General features: G+C 67.5%; 15 protein-coding genes and 1 tRNA gene. 11 read left to right on the top strand and 5 right to left on the bottom strand.

Features of this window, described 5'->3' with window-relative positions:
- Positions 1 to 2 precede the first annotated feature (2 nt).
- Complete coding sequence (locus tag A5659_RS06265; protein ID WP_067025577.1) at positions 3 to 788, top strand: Fpg/Nei family DNA glycosylase; 786 nt, start codon at positions 3 to 5, stop codon at positions 786 to 788.
- 48 nt (positions 789 to 836) lie between these two features.
- Entirely contained in the window at positions 837 to 1,241 is a 405-nt protein-coding gene (locus tag A5659_RS06260) for a hypothetical protein (RefSeq protein WP_066866919.1), read from the top strand.
- Between the two features lie 7 nt (positions 1,242 to 1,248).
- Here A5659_RS06260 and coaE read toward each other — a convergent pair whose 3' ends face one another.
- The 3 genes from coaE to polA all read right to left on the bottom strand — a co-directional run bounded on the left by coaE (position 1,249) and on the right by polA (position 6,808).
- Positions 1,249 to 2,463 (bottom strand): dephospho-CoA kinase, encoded by a 1,215-nt coding sequence (gene coaE, locus A5659_RS06255; RefSeq protein WP_067143033.1) that lies wholly within the window; start codon positions 2,461 to 2,463, stop codon positions 1,249 to 1,251.
- Between the two features lie 19 nt (positions 2,464 to 2,482).
- Complete coding sequence (gene rpsA, locus A5659_RS06250) at positions 2,483 to 3,919, bottom strand: 30S ribosomal protein S1 (RefSeq protein WP_066866923.1); 1,437 nt, start codon at positions 3,917 to 3,919, stop codon at positions 2,483 to 2,485.
- Between the two features lie 228 nt (positions 3,920 to 4,147).
- Positions 4,148 to 6,808 (bottom strand): DNA polymerase I, encoded by a 2,661-nt coding sequence (gene polA / locus A5659_RS06245; RefSeq protein ID WP_197497935.1) that lies wholly within the window; start codon positions 6,806 to 6,808, stop codon positions 4,148 to 4,150.
- A 163-nt stretch (positions 6,809 to 6,971) separates the two neighbouring features.
- On the opposite strand from polA, the gene A5659_RS06240 reads away from it, so the two are divergent.
- On the top strand, positions 6,972 to 7,415 hold the full coding sequence (locus A5659_RS06240) for a Zn-ribbon domain-containing OB-fold protein (RefSeq protein WP_066875901.1): 444 nt from the start codon (positions 6,972 to 6,974) through the stop codon (positions 7,413 to 7,415).
- Positions 7,412 to 8,611, top strand: a complete 1,200-nt coding sequence (locus A5659_RS06235) for a lipid-transfer protein (protein ID WP_067144506.1) — start codon at positions 7,412 to 7,414, stop codon at positions 8,609 to 8,611. Before A5659_RS06240 ends, A5659_RS06235 begins: the two co-directional genes overlap by 4 nt.
- A gap of 125 nt (positions 8,612 to 8,736) precedes the next feature.
- Here A5659_RS06235 and A5659_RS06230 read toward each other — a convergent pair whose 3' ends face one another.
- Positions 8,737 to 9,351 (bottom strand): ANTAR domain-containing response regulator, encoded by a 615-nt coding sequence (locus A5659_RS06230; protein WP_066866931.1) that lies wholly within the window; start codon positions 9,349 to 9,351, stop codon positions 8,737 to 8,739.
- Positions 9,352 to 9,463: 112 nt separating this feature from the next.
- Between A5659_RS06230 and A5659_RS06225 the strand changes: the two genes are divergently transcribed.
- The 7 genes from A5659_RS06225 (at position 9,464) to cydC (ending at position 18,320) form a co-directional block, all read left to right on the top strand.
- Positions 9,464 to 9,537, top strand: a tRNA-Leu gene (locus A5659_RS06225).
- 791 nt (positions 9,538 to 10,328) lie between these two features.
- The gene (locus A5659_RS06215; protein WP_066866933.1) at positions 10,329 to 11,660 is read left to right on the top strand and encodes an adenylate/guanylate cyclase domain-containing protein; all 1,332 of its coding nucleotides are present in this window, start codon (positions 10,329 to 10,331) and stop codon (positions 11,658 to 11,660) included.
- A gap of 27 nt (positions 11,661 to 11,687) precedes the next feature.
- Complete coding sequence (locus tag A5659_RS06210; RefSeq protein WP_369829361.1) at positions 11,688 to 12,293, top strand: HdeD family acid-resistance protein; 606 nt, start codon at positions 11,688 to 11,690, stop codon at positions 12,291 to 12,293.
- 90 nt (positions 12,294 to 12,383) lie between these two features.
- Positions 12,384 to 13,856 (top strand): cytochrome ubiquinol oxidase subunit I, encoded by a 1,473-nt coding sequence (locus tag A5659_RS06205; RefSeq protein ID WP_066875892.1) that lies wholly within the window; start codon positions 12,384 to 12,386, stop codon positions 13,854 to 13,856.
- 33 nt (positions 13,857 to 13,889) lie between these two features.
- Positions 13,890 to 14,930 carry a cytochrome d ubiquinol oxidase subunit II gene (cydB, locus tag A5659_RS06200; protein ID WP_067179839.1) on the top strand — a complete coding sequence of 347 codons (1,041 nt, stop codon included), beginning with the start codon at positions 13,890 to 13,892 and terminating at the stop codon, positions 14,928 to 14,930.
- 62 nt (positions 14,931 to 14,992) lie between these two features.
- On the top strand, positions 14,993 to 16,606 hold the full coding sequence (gene cydD, locus A5659_RS06195) for a thiol reductant ABC exporter subunit CydD (RefSeq protein WP_067179836.1): 1,614 nt from the start codon (positions 14,993 to 14,995) through the stop codon (positions 16,604 to 16,606).
- Positions 16,593 to 18,320 carry a thiol reductant ABC exporter subunit CydC gene (gene cydC / locus A5659_RS06190; protein ID WP_067179833.1) on the top strand — a complete coding sequence of 576 codons (1,728 nt, stop codon included), beginning with the start codon at positions 16,593 to 16,595 and terminating at the stop codon, positions 18,318 to 18,320. The genes cydD and cydC overlap by 14 nt, the downstream gene beginning before the upstream one ends.
- Here the strand turns inward: cydC and A5659_RS06185 are convergent.
- The gene (locus A5659_RS06185) at positions 18,216 to 18,953 is read right to left on the bottom strand and encodes a maleylpyruvate isomerase N-terminal domain-containing protein (protein WP_197497932.1); all 738 of its coding nucleotides are present in this window, start codon (positions 18,951 to 18,953) and stop codon (positions 18,216 to 18,218) included. The genes cydC and A5659_RS06185 overlap by 105 nt on opposite strands.
- Between the last annotated feature and the right edge of the window lie 27 nt (positions 18,954 to 18,980).

Here is an 18,980-nt window from a genome sequence, read left to right as displayed (position 1 = left end):
GCATGCCTGAACTGCCTGACGTGGAAGGGTTTCGGCGGCAACTGGCCGCCGCACTGCCGGGACGGCGGATCCGGCACGTGCAGGTGCACGATCCCGGGGTGCTGCGCAACGTGACCGCGAAGGCGCTGGCCGGCCGGTTGACCGGGCACCGCTTCGCCGATCCGCGCCGGCACGGCAAGTGGCTCGTGCTGCCCACCGATGGGTCGACGCTGCTGATTCACAGCGGGATGACCGGCCGCCCGTACTACGCCGCCGACGGCGCCGCCCATGACCCCTACGAGCGACTGACCGTCGCGCTGGACGAGGGCGAACTGCGCTATGCCGACCTGCGCAAATTGCGCGGGGTGTGGCTGGCCGACGATCCGCACGACATCGCACATGTCACGGGCCCACAGGGCCCCGATGCGCTGGGCCTGCGCCTGCGGGAGTTCCGCGACGCGCTGGCCGCGCGATCGGCCAGGTCGCGACAGCTCAAGCCCACGCTGATGGACCAGTCGGTGATCGCCGGGCTCGGCAACCTGTTGGCCGACGAGATCTGTTGGCGGGCCAGACTTCGGCCCACCCTTCCGATCAGGGAGCTGGACGACGACGACGTGCAGGGCCTGCATGGCGCGATGACTCGGGTGCTGCGGACCGCGGTGCGCCATGGCCGGGTGCCGGGCCTGCCGCGCTGGCTGACCGGGGTGCGTGACGAACCGGACCCGCACTGCCCACGCTGCGGCACCCGGCTGGAACGTGGCCGGGTGGGCGGCCGCACGACGCTGTGGTGTCCGCGCTGCCAGCCGTAGGGCAATCGATGTGGCCCCCCGATCAGGCTGGTTGTAATGTCAGCCGCTATGAGCTGCCAGGCCCGCGGGCTGCTGCCGATCGCCGCCGTGACCGCCCTCGCCGTGGTGAATCCGGCGGTCGCACGGGCGGATCTGCACAACATCACCTATCGGGCCAGGATCGATGGCGTCACGACCGGGAGCCAGGCCACCTTCGTGATCAACGGCGGTCAGACGAACACGGCCGGGCTTAGCTCGGTGCCCGGCAACGCATTCGAGGCCGACACGGTGTTGCCCGACCCGCAGCAGGCCGGCATGCGCATCGTGGTGCGCTTCCCGTATGCGGCGAACGTGCACTGCGAAATCGACGTGGACGACAACGTTTTCGTCCAGTCCGACCAGATGGTCAGACCGGTCGCGGGCAACGCCGATCCCATGAACGGGGCGCTGCAGTGCGGCGCACCCTTGCCCTAGATTCGCCTCAGGGCTTCCAGCCCGTCGAGTCGGCCCACTCCCAGGCCCGCCGGTAGGCGTCGAGGAACCACGGCTCTTTAGCGGCGACATAGCGCAGGATGTCTCCGCCACCAGTGCTGTCGGCTCTGCGTTTTACGGTCAGATACTCGGCGCGCACAGCGGGATTGGCTTTGAGCCAGTCCCGGAACAGCAAGGCGAATTGCTGATTGGGCCGGCCGTCGACCCGGATGTGCACATTGGTCGGCCGCCCGGGATCGGCCGAAGCATGAACTTTCTTGTGCCACAACGCCTCGTGGTCGCTGTGGTCGTATCGCGCTACGGTGCTGCGCGCGTCGGGTTTGGGGAAATCTTGAGTGATGTGCTTGGGGCGCGGATAACCGGCGGCAAGTAACGGCTCGGCGAGTTCGTCGGCTTCGGCAAGGGATTCGACGGTGATCTGAATGTCGATGACGTCCTTGGCCGGGAAGTCGGGCACGGCCGTCGACCCGATGTGATCGACGCGCAACGCCCGGTGACCGCAGGCCGTCTTGAGGCGGTTGACGATCCGTTGCGCCTGGTCCGGCCAGGTCGGGTCCGGTGGCACCAACCGCGCTGGTGCGCGCGCGTACTGCCGTTGGCTCAGGTTGTGGGCGAACGGCACGATGCGGTGGTCCCACAACTGCTGGGCGCGCTGCACCAAGTCTTCCGGGCTGCCCGAGTTGTCCAGCCAGATGTCGGCGACCGCGCGGCGCTGCTCGTCGCTGGCCTGCGCGGCGATCCTCGCCCGCGCATCCTCCTCGGCCATCCCGCGCTGATCGACCAGCCGCCGCAGCCGCACCTCGACGTCGGCGTACACGATGACGACGAGCGGGAACAGCGGAGCCATCCCGGATTCCACCAGCAGCGGAATGTCCTCGACCACAACGGAATCCTCGGGCACCGACGCGATGATCTCCGAACGGCGATTGCCCACCAGGGGGTGGACAATCCCGTTCAGCGTCTTGCGTGCCTCGTCATCACGGAAAGCCTTGGCGGCCAACGCCGGACGATCCAGTGATCCGTCCGCGAGCAGGATGTCGCTGCCGAACGCCTCGACCAGCGCGGCCAGGCCTTCGGTGCCGGGCTCGACCACCTCGCGCGCGATGACGTCGCCGTCGACGATGACGGCACCGCAGCGCGCGAACGTGGACGACAGCGCCGACTTGCCGGCGCCGATGCCACCGGTCAGCCCGATACGCAGCATGGCGTGGTCGCCGACGGCGTCACGCGTTGCCGGCGAGTTTCTCCCGCAGCGCCGCCAATTGGGCGTCGCTGGCCAGCGAACCGCCCGCCTTCTCCTCCCGCGCACCGTTGCCCGGCGACTGCTCGGCGTGCCCGGCGGCCTCGGCAGCGGCGAACTTCTCCATCTGCGCAGTGTGCATCTTGTGCCGCCGCTCGGCCTCGGCGTAGCGGGCCTCCCACTCGGCGCGCTGCTTCTCGAATCCCTCGAGCCATTCGTTGGTCTCGGAATCGAAGCCCTCGGGGAAGATGTAGTTGCCCTGCTCGTCGTAGCTGTCGGCCATGCCGTACTTCGCCGGGTCGAACTCTTCGGTGTAGTCCTCGTTGGCCTGCTTGAGCGACAACGAGATTCGGCGGCGCTCCAGGTCGATGTCGATGACCTTGACCATCGCGTCGTCGCCGACCGCGACCACCTGGTCGGGGACCTCCACGTGGCGCTCGGCCAGCTCGGAGATGTGCACCAGGCCCTCGATGCCCTCCTCGACGCGCACGAACGCACCGAACGGAACCAGCTTGGTGACCTTGCCGGGCACGATCTGGCCGATGGCGTGGGTGCGGGCGAAGTGGCGCCACGGGTCTTCCTGAGTCGCCTTCAGCGACAACGAAACCCGCTCGCGATCCATGTCGACGTCGAGCACCTCGACGGTGACCTCGTCGCCGACCTGGACGACCTCGGACGGGTGGTCGATGTGCTTCCAGCTCAACTCGGAGACGTGCACCAGGCCGTCCACCCCACCGAGGTCGACGAATGCACCGAAGTTGACGATCGAGGAGACGACACCCTTGCGGATGGCGCCCTTCTGCAGCTGGTTGAGGAATTCGCTGCGCACCTCGGACTGGGTCTGCTCGAGCCACGCGCGGCGGCTCAGCACCACGTTGTTGCGGTTCTTGTCCAGCTCGATGATCTTGGCCTCGATCTCCTTGCCGATGTACGGCTGCAGATCGCGGACGCGACGCATCTCCACCAGTGAGGCGGGCAGGAAGCCACGCAGCCCGATGTCGAGGATCAGGCCACCCTTGACCACCTCGATGACGGTGCCCTTGACGGCCTCGTCCTTCTCCTTGAGCGCCTCGATGGTGCCCCAGGCGCGCTCGTACTGCGCGCGCTTCTTGGACAGGATCAGGCGACCTTCTTTGTCCTCCTTGGTGAGGACCAGGGCTTCGACCTCATCACCGACGGAAACGACCTCGTTGGGGTCGACATCGTGCTTGATGGAGAGTTCGCGGGCGGGGATGACCCCTTCGGTCTTGTAGCCGATATCGAGGAGCACCTCGTCCCGGTCCACTTTGACGATCGTGCCTTCGACGATGTCGCCATCGTTGAAGTACTTGATCGTTTTGTCTATTGCGGCGAGAAAATCCTCGCTCGAGCCAATGTCGTTGACGGCTACTTGCGGCGAGGTGACGGCGGGACTCGGCATATTGTTGGGTTGCTCCGGACAGGTTTGGTCGTAGGGACAATTCAGGATTTACCTGTCGAGGCTACTCGACTGGGCACATGCTGGCCAAACCCAGCGCGGTTGACGGCGGCCGAACGGATGTCCCGAACGTGACGCCACGGCGAATTGTCAGCCGATTTTCCGCCATGGCCTCGCATTCGGCGGCCGATCAAGCAGCGATTACACCCCTCGGAAGCTTCGTTCGCCGCGCTAGTGCGCCGCGGCGTCCCACGAACGGCCGTAACCCACCGACACCTCCAGCGGGACGTCGAGGGGGTAGGCGCCGCCCATCTTTTCGCGCGCCAGCGCTTCCAGCTGTTCCCGCTCGCCGGGCGCGACCTCGAAAAGCAGCTCGTCGTGCACCTGCAGCAGGATCCGGGAAGACAGCCCGGCGGCTTTGATCGCCTTGTCGACCTCGAGCATCGCCACCTTGATGATGTCGGCCGCGCTGCCCTGAATGGGCGCGTTGAGCGCGGCCCGCTCGGCGGCCTCGCGCACCTGGCGGTTGCTGCTGTCCAGTTCGGGCAGGTAGCGACGGCGGCCGAAGACCGTCGATGTGTAGCCGTCCTTGCGAGCCTGTTCGACGACGTCCATCAGGTAGTCGCGCACCCCGCCGAACCGGGCGAAGTACTGCTCCATCTGATCTTTGGCTTCTTCGGTGGAGATCTTGAGCTGGGCGGACAGCCCGTAGGCGCTCAGGCCGTAGGCCAGGCCGTAGGACATCGCCTTGACGCGGCGGCGCAGCTCCGCGGTGACCTCCTCGATCGGGACGCCGAACGCCCGCGACGCGACGAAGGAGTGCAGGTCCTCCCCCGTGTTGAACGCCTCGATGAGGCCCTCGTCCTTGGACAGGTGGGCCATGATCCGCATCTCGATCTGGCTGTAGTCGGCCGTCATCAGCTCGCTGTAGCCCTCGCCGACGACGAACGCGTCGCGGATCCGCCGGCCCGCCTCGGTGCGGATCGGGATGTTCTGCAGATTCGGCTCCGTCGACGACAACCTGCCCGTCGCGGCGATGGTCTGGTTGAACGTGGTGTGGATGCGGCCGTCCGAGGCCACCGAGTTCAGCAACCCGTCGACGGTGACTTTGAGCCGGGTGGCATCGCGGTGGGCCAGCAGATGCTGCAGGAACGGATGGCCGGTCTTGTCGAACAGCGACTGCAACGCGTCCGCGTCGGTGGTGTATCCGGTCTTGGTGCGCTTGGTCTTTGGCATCTCCAGCTCGTCGAAGAGCACCGTCTGCAACTGCTTGGGCGAGCCCAGATTGATCTGTTTGCCGATCACCGCGTACGCCGCCTCGGCCGCATCCCTGATCTGGTGGGCGAAATCGCTTTGCAGCTCTTGCAGCAGGTCCAAATCGACTGCGATGCCGGCGTTTTCCATCCCGGCCAGCACGGCCTGCACCGGCAGCTCCATGCCGCTCAACAGCGAGGTGGAGTTGATTCGGGCCAGCTCTTCGTCGAGCGCCTCGGCCAGATCCAGCACCGCCACGGCGCGCAGGATCAGCGTCTGCACCGCCTGGTCGTCGACGCCCTCGTCATCGTCGAGCAACGAAAGTTGTTGCTGTTCAGGGTTTTCGGCGCGCAGCTCGCGGCGCAAGTAGCGCAGCGAGAGGTCGTCGAGGGAGAAGCTGCGCTGGCCGGGGCGCACCAGGTAGGCGGCCAGCGCGGTGTCGGAGGTGACGCCGGCCAGCGTCCAGCCCCGCCCGGCCAGGTCGTGCATCGCCAGCTTGGCCTCGTGCAGCGCCTTGGGCGGACCGGGGTCGGCCAGCCAAGACGCCAGTGCCGCTTCGTCTTCGGGATCCAGTGTCGCGGTGTCGATGTAGCGGCCCTCGCCGTCGGCGGACACGATGGCCAGGGCGGTGGCGTCGGCGTCGTAGGCCAGATGAGTCCCGACGACGGCCAGTCCGAACCGCTTGCCCGAGCTGTGCTCGGCCAGCCACACGGCCAGCTCGCCGGGTTCCAGCGCGCCGCCGCGCACGTCGAAGCCCTCGTCGACCTCGGGCTCCACCGCGGCCAGGGTTTCGAACAACCGGTCCCGCAGCACCCTGAACTCCAGGTCGTCGAAGAGCCGGTGAATCTGGTCGCGATCCCACGGTTGCAGCCGCAGCGTGTCCGGGGTCTGGGCCAGCGGCACGTCTTTGACCAGATCGGTCAGCTCGCGGTTGCGGATCACGCTGGGCAGATGCGCGCGCAGCGCGTCGCCGACCTTGCCGCGCACCGAGTCGACGTTGTCGACCAGCGCCTGCAGCGATCCGTACTCGCCGATCCATTTGGAGGCGGTCTTCTCCCCGACGCCGGGTATGCCGGGCAGGTTGTCACTGGGGTCACCGCGCAGTGCGGCGAAGTCGGGGTACTGCTGCGGGGTCAGCCCGTACTTTTCGACGACGGCGTCCGGGGTGAAGCGGGTCAACTCGCTGACCCCCTTGCGCGGATACAGCACGGTCACGTTGTCGCTGACCAACTGCAGCGAGTCGCGGTCGCCGGTGACCACCAGCACCCGGTAGCCCTCGCGCTCGGCCTGGGTGGCCAGCGTCGCGATGAGGTCGTCGGCCTCGAACCCCTCCTCGGCCAGCACCGTGATGCCCAACGCCGCAAGGACTTCCTTGGTGATGTCGATCTGGCCGCGGAACTCGTCGGGCGTCGCGGACCGGTTGGCCTTGTACTCCGGGTAGCGCTCGGAGCGAAACGTCTGACGCGAGACGTCGAACGCGGCGGCGATGTGGGTCGGGGCCTCGTCGCGCAGCAGGTTGATCAGCATGGCGGTGAAGCCGTAGACCGCGTTGGTGGTCAGCCCGCCGCGGGTTTTGAAGTTCTCGGCGGGCAGCGCGTAGAACGCCCGAAACGCCAGCGAGTTGCCGTCCAGCAGCATGAGCGTCGGCGTGGTCTGTTCCTCGCTGGCCTTGGGGGTGGTTTTCGTGGCGGGCACGGTCTCACTCTAGGCACCCGGTGTGACGAGGCAGGCGTCCCGACCGCGCCCGCGGCAGAACTGCAACACGTTTCAGTTTTGCGTTGGGGCTGGGTAGTCTGGCCGGGTGCCAGAGGTCACCAGTCCAGAACCCGCGATCGACGGATGGTTCGCCACCGATGACGCCGGAAACCCGCATCTGATCGGCAGCAAGTGCCCCGAGTGCGGCACCTATGTCTTCCCGCCGCGGGAGAACAACTGCCCCAACCCGGCCTGCGCCAGCGACACCCTGGAGTCCGTCGCCCTGTCGACCCGGGGAACGCTGTGGAGCTACACCGAGAACCGGTACCCGCCGCCCGCGCCCTACCCGGCGGCCGACCCGTTCGAGCCGTTCGCCATCGCCGCGGTGGAGCTGGCCGACGAGGGCATCATTGTGCTCGGCAAGGTCGTCGAGGGCACGCTGGCGGCCGATCTGAAGGTCGGCATGCAGATGGAGCTGACCACCATGACCTTGTTCACCGACGCTGACGGCGTGGCGCGCACCGTGCACGGTTGGAGGATCGCGAAATGAGCCCGGAACCGCTTTACATCCTGGGCGCCGGCATGCACCCCTGGGGCAAATGGGGCCGCGACTTCACCGAATACGGCGTGGTCGCCGCGCGCGCCGCGCTGGCCGAGGCCGGGCTGGACTGGCAACAGATCCAGCTGGTCGCCGGGGCCGACACCATCCGCAACGGCTACCCCGGCTTCATCGCCGGGTCGACGTTCGCCCAGAAGCTGGGCTGGAACGGTGTGCCGGTCAGTTCCAGCTACGCCGCCTGCGCCAGCGGTTCGCAGGCGCTGCAGAGCGCCCGCGCCCACATTCTGGCCGGGTTCTGCGACGTCGCGCTGGTCATCGGCGCCGACACCACGCCCAAGGGCGCGTTCGCCCCCGTCGGCGGTGAGCGCAAGAACGACCCCGACTGGCAGCGTTTCCACCTGATCGGCGCGATGAACCCGGTGTACTTCGCGCTGCTCGCGCGCCGCCGGATGGACCTCTACGGCGCGACGTCCGAGGACTTCGCTGCGGTCAAGGTGAAGAACTCCCAGCACGGCCTGCAGAACCCGAATGCCCGCTACCGCAAGGAATCTTCGGTCGAGGACGTGCTGGCCAGCCCGGTGGTGTCCGACCCGCTGCGCCAGCTCGACATCTGCGCCACCTCCGACGGCGCCGCGGCGCTGATCGTGGCCAGCGCCGAGTTCGCCCACAAGCACCTCGGCTCGCTCGAGGGCGTGCCGTCGGTGCGCGCGGTCAGCACGGTCACCCCGCAGTATCCCCAGCACCTTCCCGAATTGCCGGATATCGCAACGGATTCCACCGCCGCCGTGGCCGCCCCGGAGCGGGTGTTCAAGGATCAGATCCTGGACGCGGCCTACGCCGAGGCGGGCATCGGCCCGGAGGACGTGAGCCTGGCCGAGGTCTACGACCTGTCCACCGCGCTGGAACTCGATTGGTACGAGCACCTGGGGCTGTGCGCCAAGGGCGAGGCGGAGCAGCTGCTGCGCAGCGGCGCGACCACGATCGGCGGCAGGGTCCCGGTCAACCCGTCGGGTGGGCTGGCGTGCTTCGGCGAGGCGATTCCCGCCCAGGCGATCGCTCAGGTCTGCGAGCTGACCTGGCAGCTGCGCGGCCAGGCGACCGGCCGGCAGGTGGACAACGCGAAAGTGGGCGTCACCGCCAATCAGGGCCTGTTCGGCCACGGCTCGTCGGTGATCGTCGCCCGCTAACGGTTGCGGCCGTTTCGAGTGTGAAACAACGGCTTTCGGTGTGAAGCCACGGCGGCCGCCCTCGGCGTGTCGGCGCCCTCAGTTCACACCGAAAGCCGTGGGTTCACGCTCGACGGCCGGGGAAGCTACTCGTCAGAGCTGCCCAGGGTCTCCAGCACGACCTCGGCCACCCGCTTCATCGTGGTCCTGCGGTCCATGGCGGCCCGCTGAATCCACTTGAAGGCCTCGGGCTCGGTCATGCCCTGTTCGCTCTGCAGCAGCCCCTTGGCGCGCTCGACGAGCTTGCGGGTCTCCAGCCGGTCGGACAACGAGGCCACCTCGCGTTCGAGCTCGGCGATCTCACTGAAGCGGCTGACGGCCAGTTCGATGGCCGGGATGAGGTCGCTGATGGTGAAGGGCTTGACCAGGTAGGCCATCGCGCCGGCGTCGCGCGCCCGCTCCACCAGGTCGCGCTGGCTGAAGGCGGTCAAGACGACGATCGGGGCGATCCGCTTGCTGGCGATCTCCGAGGCCGCGTCGATGCCGTCGCGGCGCGGCATCTTGACGTCCATGATCACCAGATCCGGCTGGTGGCGCTCGGCCAGCTCGACGGCTTCCTGCCCGTCGCCGGCCTCCCCGACAATCTCGTAACCCTCCTCTCGGAGCATCTCGGCGAGATCCATGCGGATGAGCGCTTCGTCTTCAGCGATCAGGACCCGGCGCGGCACAGCGGCGTCGGTGTCGGTCGTGGGGCCTGTCATGACGAATATTGTGTCGTGAACGCCTCAGACCAGCGACCTCGGGGGCGGTGAGACGGGTGAGCACTCCTGATCCTCTATGGTGGGAGGCTGCCTCTAAGGTAAGAGGCCGCACGCCCTCGTATCCCAACTGGCAGAGGAAACGGATTCAAAACCCGTCCAGTGTGAGTTCGAATCTCACCGAGGGCACACAAGCGTTCGGCACCTTCGAGCGGGACCGCCGACAGGCCTACAGCCTTTTCCGGTACCACAGTTGAAGTATTGCGGCATTCGTGCGTACAAGCGGTCTGCGAATTCGCCCAAAAACATTCCAATGGTATGTGCTCGGTCCCGCGTTTTAATAAACTGCACGCATTAATACGTAATTCGGCGCATTCCGGGAAAGCCACGCGAATACGCGCTCATTTGAATTCATTCGATCCGGGCTACCAGTGGAGCGTGTTCTGCGGACCCGTGGCGCGCGGCGTCGACACACATCGGCGCCTCCGGCCGTCACCCCGCTACCGGTGCCGGCGACCGACCAAGCCGCCGCGAGCGTGCGGTCGCATGATCGAGCAAGCGACCAAACGGCAAGTGCGCCAGATCAATCGCCGATTGAGCGGGTTACGCACATCTGGCCCGAGGCCGACACGTCCGCTCCCGGCGAGTAGTTACCGATGGAATCGGTGGCGACCCGCAGTAGCCAACTGGGCTCGCTGCACGCGGCGCTACAGCCCTGCATCAAAAACGCGGTGGAAACCAGGATTGAGGCAAGAACAAACCTCTTGAGACCCGCCATGCGGCACCCCTTAGTCGAGGCGATCACGTGTCCATAAGCCCTGTCAAACACGTGTTAAATAACCCGAACCAATGACTCCTAAACCCGATTACAACCCGATAACAAGAACTGTTATCAGACTCAGAAACTTACGGGGGCGAAAACCAGGATTTTCTTTCAAGACGGCAGCCGAGGGCGCTGCTCAGCGGTTAGGCTGGCACCCGTGGCGGCCAAGAAGTGTGGTGCCCCACCAAGATGCCCAGACGGCTCGTCGGGGCGCCCGGACTGCGTGGCCGCGGCGCGCGCTCAGTCGCGCGCCCGCAGTCAGCACTACGCCGACAGCGCCGCGCGTGAATTCCGCGTGCTCTCGATCGCGGCCTGGCTCGCCGTCGTGGTCTGCACCACTTTCGTGGTACTGCAGGTGGTCACCGGCGCCTGGATTTGGCAGATCGTCCTCGTCAACGTCGTCTCGGCGTTGATCTTCGCGAGCGTGCCGTGGCTGCACCGGTTCGGTGAACTGGTCGCACCGCTGACGTTCATCGGTACGGCCTACGTCACGGTCGCCGCCACCTGTTGGGACTCGGGCACGGCATCGGGCGGCCAATTCTTCTTGGTGGTGGGCGTCTGCCTGGTGGTGCTGGTGCTGGGGCTGGACCACATCGTGCTGGCCGCCATCGTGGCGGCCATCGCCGCCGCCCTGATCATCGCCCTGGAATTTCTCGTTCCCCGCGACACCGGCCTGGTGCCGGCCTGGGCGCAGTCGATGATGTTCGTCGTCACCATCATCTCCGCTTGCGTCATGGTGTTCATCACCGTGTGGTACGCGCTGCGCGATACCCAGCGCGCCGAGTCGGTGATGGAATCCGAATACCAGCGCTCGGAAGCGCTGCTGGCCAACATGTTGCCGGGCAGCATCGCCGAGCGTCTCAAGAGCGCCGACCGAAACGTCATCGCTGACAAGTACGACGAGGCCTCCGTGCTGTTCGCCGACATCGTCGGCTTCACCGAGCGCGCCAGCAGCACGGCGCCGGCGGACCTGGTGCAGTTCCTGGACCGGCTCTACGGCGCCTTCGACGAGTTGGTGGACAAACACGGCCTGGAGAAGATCAAGGTCAGCGGGGACTCCTACATGGTGGTCAGCGGCGTGCCGCGGGCGCGGCCGGATCACGCCTTCGCCCTGGCCGATTTCGCTCTCGATATGGCCAATGTTGCTGCGACACTGCGTGATCCGCATGGCCAGGCCGTCCCGCTGCGGATGGGCATGGCCTGCGGACCCGTCGTGGCCGGCGTCGTGGGTTCGCGCCGGTTCTTCTACGACGTGTGGGGCGACGCCGTCAACGTCGCCTCGCGGATGGAATCCACCGATTCGGTGGGCCGCATCCAAGTGCCCCAGGCGATGTACGAGCGTCTGAAAAACGAGTTCGTGCTGCAAGAGCGCGGCCGCATCGAGATCAAGGGCAAGGGCGTTATGCGCACGTGGTATCTAATCGGGCGCAAGGCAGGCGAAGAACCCACCGACCTGCGTGCCGAGGATCCACGCACCGTTCACGTCTGACCAAAGTCCCTGTACCACGACGCACGTTTGTGCCAGACTGCGGCCATGACTATCTCCCCTGGCTCTCCTGGAACCCGCCCCGTTCCAAGCTTGCTGCCGCATCTGTGGAAATCCGCTCTGCTGTCGGGAATTCTGTCTCTTGTCCTCGGTGTCCTGGTGCTGGCGTGGCCGGGAATTTCCATCCTGGTCGCCGCCGTCGCCTTCGGCGTTTATCTGCTGATTACCGGTGTCGCGCAGGTCGTCTTCGCCTTCTCGCTTCACGTCTCGGCGGGCAGCCGGATCCTGCTGTTCATCAGCGGCGCAGCGTCATTGATCTTGGCGTTACTGGCATTCCGTCATTTCGGTCAGGGCTACGCAATCCTGCTGTTGGCCATCTGGATTGGCATTGGGTTCATCTTCCGCGGAGTCGCCACAACGGTTTCGGCCATCAGCGACCCGCACCTGCCGGGGCGGGGCTGGAACATTTTCGTCGGCGTGATCAGCCTGCTCGCCGGCATCGTCGTGCTGGCGTCCCCGTTCCAATCCATCGTCACCCTGGCGATCGTGGTCGGCGCGTGGTTCGTCGTCATCGGCGTCTTCGAGATCATTTCGTCGTTCGGAATCCGCAAGGCCTCCAAGACCCTCGCCAGCTGAGTAGGGCCGCCGGTGGCGGCGGCACCGCTCGTCTACTACACTCTGTCGTAGCCGTTTGGATCGGGCCTCCGCAGTTTCGGGAGATGACAGATGAATGTCGTCGATATTTCGCGGTGGCAGTTCGGTATCACTACCGTCTACCACTTCATCTTCGTGCCGCTCACCATCGGCCTGGCGCCGCTGATCGCCATCATGCAGACGGTGTGGGTGGCCACCGGTAACACCGCCTGGTACCGGCTGACCAAGTTCTTCGGCAAGCTGTTCCTGATCAACTTCGCCATCGGCGTGGCGACCGGGATCGTCCAGGAATTCCAGTTCGGCATGAACTGGTCGGAGTACTCGAAGTTCGTCGGCGACATCTTCGGCGCGCCACTGGCGATGGAGGGGTTGTTCGCCTTCTTCTTCGAGTCCACGTTCATCGGGTTGTGGATCTTCGGCTGGAGCCGGCTGCCGAAGCTGATCCACTTGGCCTGCATCTGGATCGTCGCGTTCGGCGTCAATGCGTCGGCGTTCTTCATCATCGCGGCGAACTCGTTCATGCAGCACCCGGTCGGCGCGCACTACAACCCCGCGACGCGCCGCGCCGAACTGGACGACATCTTCGCCCTGTTGTCCAACAACACTGCGCAGGCGGCGTTTTCGCACACCGTCACCGGCGCGCTGTTGGTCGCGGGCACGTTCGTCGCCGCGGTGAGCGCATGGTGGATGGTGCGCTCGCGCAGGCCCGGTTCCACCACGCCCGAGGCACAAGCCGACGCGCGCACCATGTTTCGCCCCGCGGCCATCCTCGGATGCGGGGTCGTGCTCATCGCCACGGTCGGCTTGTTCTTCACCGGTGATCGTCAGGGCAAGCTGATGTTCGTCCAGCAGCCGATGAAGATGGCGTCCGCGGAAGCGTTGTGCCACACGCAAACCGACCCCGACTTCTCGGTGCTGACGATCGGAACGCACAACAACTGCGGCAGCGTCGCCGAGGTGATCAAGGTGCACTACGTCCTGCCGTTCCTGGCCGAAGGCAAGTTCAGCGGCGTGACGCTGCGCGGCGTGGACGAGCTGCAGCAGGAGTATCAGCAGCGCTTCGGCCCCGACGACTACCGGCCGAACCTGTTCGTCACCTACTGGTCCTTCCGGGCGATGATCGGATTTTTGGCCATCCCGGTGTTGTTCGCCCTGACCGTGCTGTGGGTCACCCGCGGCGGCCGGACACCCCGCAGCCGGTGGCTGTCGTGGTTCGCCCTGCTCACCATCCCCACGCCGTTTCTGGCCAACATCTCGGGGTGGGTGTTCACCGAGATGGGCCGCCAGCCATGGGTGGTGGCGCCCAATCCCACTGGCGATCAACTGGTTCGGATGACGGTCCGCGAGGGGGTGTCGAATCACGTGCCCGGCATGGTCATCACCTCGCTGGTGACCTTCACCCTCGTCTATGCGGTACTCGCGGTGCTCTGGTTCTTCCTGCTCAAGCGCTACGTCGTCGAAGGCCCGCTGGAGCACGACGCGGAACCCGCTCCCCCGCAAGCGCCCAGCGACGACGAGGTGGCACCCCTGTCCTTCGCGTACTGACCAGGCTTACCGACGCCGGAAGGAGTTGAGACGATGGGACTGCAGGAGTTGTGGTTTGGCATCCTCGGGATGCTGTTTTTGGGTTTCTTCGTCCTCGAGGGCTTCGACTTCGGCGTGGGCATGCTGATGGAGCCGTTCGCGCGCGTCGGCATCGGTGAACCGGAACCGCTGCGGCGTACGGCCCTCAACACCATCGGGCCGGTGTGGGACGGCAACGAGGTGTGGCTGATCGTCGGCGGCGCAGCGATGTTCGCCGCCTTCCCCGCCTGGTATGCCACCGTGTTCTCGACGCTGTACCTGCCGCTGTTGGCGATCCTGTTCGGCATGATCGTGCGCGCCGTGGCGATCGAATGGCGCGGCAAGATCGACGACACGAAATGGCGCGGCTGGGCCGACGTCGGCATCGCGGCCGGGTCCTGGCTGCCGGCCGTCCTGTGGGGTGTCGCGTTCGCCATCCTGGTGCGCGGCCTGCCGGTGGGTGCCGACGGGCACATCCACCTGTCGATCACCGACGTGCTGAACGCCTACACCCTGTTGGGTGGGTTGGCCACCGCGGCGTTGTTCATGTTCTACGGGGCGACCTTCGTCGCCCTGAAGACCTCGGGCGCCATCCGCGACGACGCGTACCGGTTCGGTGTCTGGTTGTCGCTGCCGGCCACCGGACTGGTTGCGGCATTCGGGTTTTGGACCCAACTGGCGCACGGCAAGAACTGGACCTGGCTGGTGCTGGCCGCGGCGGTGGTGGCGCAATTGGCGGCGGTGCTGCTGGTGTGGCGACGCGCATCCGACGGCTGGGCGTTCACCTGCGTCGCGGTGGTGGTGGCGGCCGTGGTGATCCTGCTCTTCGGCTCGTTGTATCCGAACCTGGTGCCCTCGACGCTGGACAAGCAGTGGAGCCTGACCATCTACAACGCCTCCTCCACGCATTACACCCTCAAGGTCATGACGTGGGTGACGGCCCTGATGGCCCCGCTGACGGTGGTGTACCAGGCGTGGTCGTATTGGATTTTCCGGCAACGCATCTCGGCTGACCGGATACCGGCGCCCGTCGGCCTGGCAAGGCGCGCGACCTGAGCAGTAGCGACCGCACCAACCGGGCACCGCTCGATCCGAGACTGTGGCGGGCCTCGGCGGCGTTGCGCCGTTACCTGCTCGCCGTGGTGGGCTGCGGTGTGCTGATCTCCGGCTGCGCGATCGGCTCGGCGATCGTGCTGGCGGGCATCGTCGCGCGCGTCGTCGGCGACACCTCCGCCCGGAGCCTGCATGGGTGGCTCGGCCCGCTGTCAATCCTGTTGGCGCTGTGGATAGTCCGTGCGGTGACGCACTGGCTGCAGGCCCGCCTGGGGCAACGCGGAGCCAGCGCTGTCATCGCCGACCTGTCCGATCAGGTGCTCACCGCGGTCACCGACCGGCAACCCCGTGACCTCGCGGCGCAACGCGACGCCGCCGCCGTCGTGGTCACCCGCGGCCTCGACGGTCTGCGCCCCTACTTCACCGGTTACCTGCCGACATTGCTGCTCGCCGCCATCCTGACCCCCGCCACGGTGGCCGTGATCGCGGCCTACGACCTGAAATCGGCGGCCGTCGTGGCGATCACGCTGCCCCTGATACCGATCTTCATGGTGCTGATCGGGCTGGCAACCGCCGAGCGGTCCGCGGCCGCGCTGACCGCGATGACCACGCTGCAGGCCCGGTTGCTGGATCTGATCGCCGGCATCCCGACCCTGCGGGCGCTGGGCCGCAGCTCGGGCCCGGAACACCGGATCGCCGAACTGGCCGCCGCGCACCGCCGCTCGGCCATGGCCACCTTGCGGATCGCATTCCTGTCGGCCCTGGTGCTTGAGCTGCTGGCCACGCTTGGGGTGGCGTTGATCGCGGTCGGGATCGGCCTACGTCTGGTGTTCGGCGAGATGACCCTGACCACCGGCCTGACGGTGCTGTTGCTGGCGCCCGACGTGTACTGGCCGTTGCGCCGCGTCGGCGTGGAATTCCATGCCGCACAAGACGGCACGGCCGCCGCCGGTGCGGCGTTCGACCTCATCGGCGGCCCGACGTCGGCGCCGGCCCGCACCCGGACGGTCGCTGCGCGCGGCGCGCGGATTCGCCTCGAGCATCTGAGCGTGGACGGCCGCGACGGCCGGGCGCCGCGCGACCTGAACGCGGTCATCGAGCCCGGCTCGGTGACGGTGCTCACCGGGCGTAACGGCGCCGGCAAGAGCACCGCGCTGCAGGCGATCGCCGGCATCGGCATGCCCTCGTCGGGCCGGATCATCGTGGACGGCGTCGACGTCGCCGAGCTGGAGCCGGCTGGCTGGTGGGCGCAACTGTCCTGGCTGCCGCAACGCCCGGTGCTGGTCCCGGGCACCGTCGACGACAACCTGGCGCTGCTCGGACGACTCGACGACGTCGAAAAGGCCTGCGCCGATTCCGGATTCGACGCCGTGCTCGCCGAGCTGCCCGATGGGGGCAGCACCGTGCTCGGACGCGGCGGTGTCGGGCTGTCGCTGGGGCAACGCCAGCGGCTGGGCCTGGCCCGAGCGCTCGGCTCGGCGGCCGCCGTGCTGTTGCTCGACGAGCCGACCGCACACCTGGACTCACCCACCGAGCAACGCGTCTTGCGAGCCATCGCCGAACGGGCCCGGGCCGGTGCGACCGTGATCGTCGTCGGCCACCGCGCGCCGGTGCTGGCCATCGGTGACCGGATCGTCGAGGTGGTCGCCGAGCGGGGGCTGCGTCATGCCCCGGCGTGATCCGCTGGTGCACGCTGTGACACTGCTGCGCCCCCGGTGGCCCCGCGTCCTGGCGGCCATCGCGCTCGGGGTGCTCTCGCTGGGCAGCGCGCTGGCGCTGGCCGGTGTCTCGGCGTGGCTGATCACCCGCGCCTGGCAGATGCCGCCCGTGCTGGACCTGTCGGTCGCGGCGGTCGCGGTCCGCATGTTCGCGATCTCCCGGGGCGTGCTGCACTACTGCGAACGATTGGCCACCCACGACACGGCTCTGCGCGCGGCCGGCGCCGCGCGGGTACAGATCTACCGGCGGCTGGCGCGCGGGCCCGCGGCGGCCGCCGTCCGGCTGCACAGCGGTGAACTGGTGGCCCGGGTCGGGACCGACGTCGACGAACTGGCCAACGTCCTGGTGCGCGCCCTGGTGCCGATCGGCGTCGCGGCGGTGCTGGCCCTGGCGGCGACGGTGGTCGTTGCCGCGATTTCGCCCGCGGCGGCCGTCGTGCTGGCCGTCTGCCTGCTGATCGCCGGGTTCGTCGCTCCCCGCCTCGCGGGTCGGGCCGCCGCGACCCAGGAAGACGTTGCGCGCCAGCATCATTCCGACCGCGACACGTCGGCGATGCTGGCCCTCGAGCATGCCCCGGAGCTCCGGGTCGCCGGCCTGCTTCCCGGGGTCATCGCCGAATCGCAACGCCGGCAACGCGCGTGGAGCGATGCCCTGGACGCCGCCGCCAAACCCGCCGCCATCGCCGAGGCAATGCCCACCGCGGCGATCGGGGCCAGCGTGCTGGGCGCGGTGGTGTGCGGGATCGGGTTGGCGCACGCGGTCGCGCCGACCACCCTGGCGGTGGTGATGCTGCTGCCGCTATCGGCCTTCGAGGCGATGACGCCGTTGCCGGCCGCCGCGATCCAGTTGACGCGGTCACGGATCGCCGCGCGCCGCCTGCTCGATCTGACCCCGTCGGGGCCCGAAAACCCCACGGGGAGCGCACCCACACCGGTCGGCGCCGGACGGCTGACGGCCGACGTGCGTTCCGGCCACGACGGCGCGGCGCGGTCCACCCGGGCAGCGATCGACCTGCCGCCGGGTGCGAGGCTGGCTGTCACCGGCGCCAGCGGTTCCGGGAAGACGACCCTGCTGATGACCCTGGCCGGTTTGTTGCCGCCGCTGGGCGGGCGGGTCACGCTGGACGGCATCGCCCTGAACGAATTCGATGAGGTTGACTTGCGCAGCGCCGTCGGGTTTTTCGCCGAGGACGCGCACATCTTCGCCACCACCGTCCGCGACAACCTGTTGGTCGTGCGCGGGGACTGCCCCGACGACGAACTGACGGCAGCACTGGACGTCGTGGGCCTCGGCCCCTGGCTCGCCGCCCTGCCCGATGGCCTGTCCACGGTGCTCACCGGCGGCGCGCAGGCCCTTTCGGCCGGCCAGCGCAGGAGGCTGTTGCTGGCCCGCGCGGTGATCTCCCCCGCGCGGATCGTGCTGCTCGACGAGCCGACCGAACACCTTGACGTCACCGACGCCGAACGGATACTGCGCGACCTGTTGGCCCCCGATTCGCGGCTGATGTCGCCGCGGCGGACGGTGGTGGTGGCGACGCACCACCTGCCCGAGGGTTTTGACTGCCCCGAACTACCCGTCGTTCAGCAGGCGCCGCAAGACGTCGTCGAGTGTCTCCGCGTTGACGCTCGGGTCGCGCAACCTGGGCGGGCAGCGTCCCCACAAGACCAGCGGTAACTCGTGCGGCGCGAGTTCTATCACAATGCCGGCTTCGGCCGGCGTTGCCGACACTCCGTTTCCCGGTACCACAACGACGCCGGGCCGATGGCCGTTTCGTAGCGTCACCGGCCGGGTTATCGCGCCGGCGTCGCGCCAGCGACAAGCTTCCACCAGGGCCGGCAGCGCGTTGAATGCCGCGAGCGCGTGGGTGATCATGGCCGGATCCGAGAGCAGTCGGACGCTGAGGTCGTCGTCGCCCACGAGATCCCACCGGTGCAGCACCGCTTCGCTATGGCTGTGCATCTCTAACCGCTGTGCGGTCATCTCCCAGCCCGTGTACATGATGGTGTCCCCCGCGTCGAGGGCGGCGACCCCCGACTCGAAACGAGCGGCGTGTTCCACCAATTGTTTTCGGAGAACAGGGTCGGGCAACGCCCGAAACGGCGGCTCGCGCACCTCCCACGAGCGCGTCGCCCTTGTCGGTCGGCCCGCCAGATATTCTTCGATGAGGTCGGCACGTTCCGCCGCGGCGGCGGTGACATGGGCGGTGAGTTCGTGGGCGCTCCAGCCGGAGCACCAGGTCGGCGCAGATGCCTGCAATCCGGACAGGCTAGAGATGAACGCGCGCATGGCTTCATCGCGAAGATTCACGCTGTCTGTCATGGTGTCGACAAACTC

The sequence above is a fragment of the Mycobacterium sp. 1165196.3 genome (assembly GCF_001673415.1).
Taxonomy (GTDB): Bacteria; Actinomycetota; Actinomycetes; order Mycobacteriales; family Mycobacteriaceae; genus Mycobacterium; species Mycobacterium europaeum_A.
This window is presented reverse-complemented; position numbering and strand designations above follow the sequence as displayed.

Coding starts and splice junctions, on each gene's coding strand:
- A5659_RS06265 (WP_067025577.1), top strand. CDS start 3: ATGCCTGAACTGCCTGACGTGGAAGGGTTTCGGCGGCAACTGGCCGCC.
- A5659_RS06260 (WP_066866919.1), top strand. CDS start 837: ATGAGCTGCCAGGCCCGCGGGCTGCTGCCGATCGCCGCCGTGACCGCC.
- coaE (WP_067143033.1), bottom strand. CDS start 2,463: ATGCTGCGTATCGGGCTGACCGGTGGCATCGGCGCCGGCAAGTCGGCG.
- rpsA (WP_066866923.1), bottom strand. CDS start 3,919: ATGCCGAGTCCCGCCGTCACCTCGCCGCAAGTAGCCGTCAACGACATT.
- polA (WP_197497935.1), bottom strand. CDS start 6,808: ATGCTGCTGGACGGCAACTCGCTGGCGTTTCGGGCGTTCTACGCGCTG.
- A5659_RS06235 (WP_067144506.1), top strand. CDS start 7,412: ATGAGCCCGGAACCGCTTTACATCCTGGGCGCCGGCATGCACCCCTGG.
- A5659_RS06230 (WP_066866931.1), bottom strand. CDS start 9,351: ATGACAGGCCCCACGACCGACACCGACGCCGCTGTGCCGCGCCGGGTC.
- A5659_RS06205 (WP_066875892.1), top strand. CDS start 12,384: ATGAATGTCGTCGATATTTCGCGGTGGCAGTTCGGTATCACTACCGTC.
- cydB (WP_067179839.1), top strand. CDS start 13,890: ATGGGACTGCAGGAGTTGTGGTTTGGCATCCTCGGGATGCTGTTTTTG.
- cydC (WP_067179833.1), top strand. CDS start 16,593: ATGCCCCGGCGTGATCCGCTGGTGCACGCTGTGACACTGCTGCGCCCC.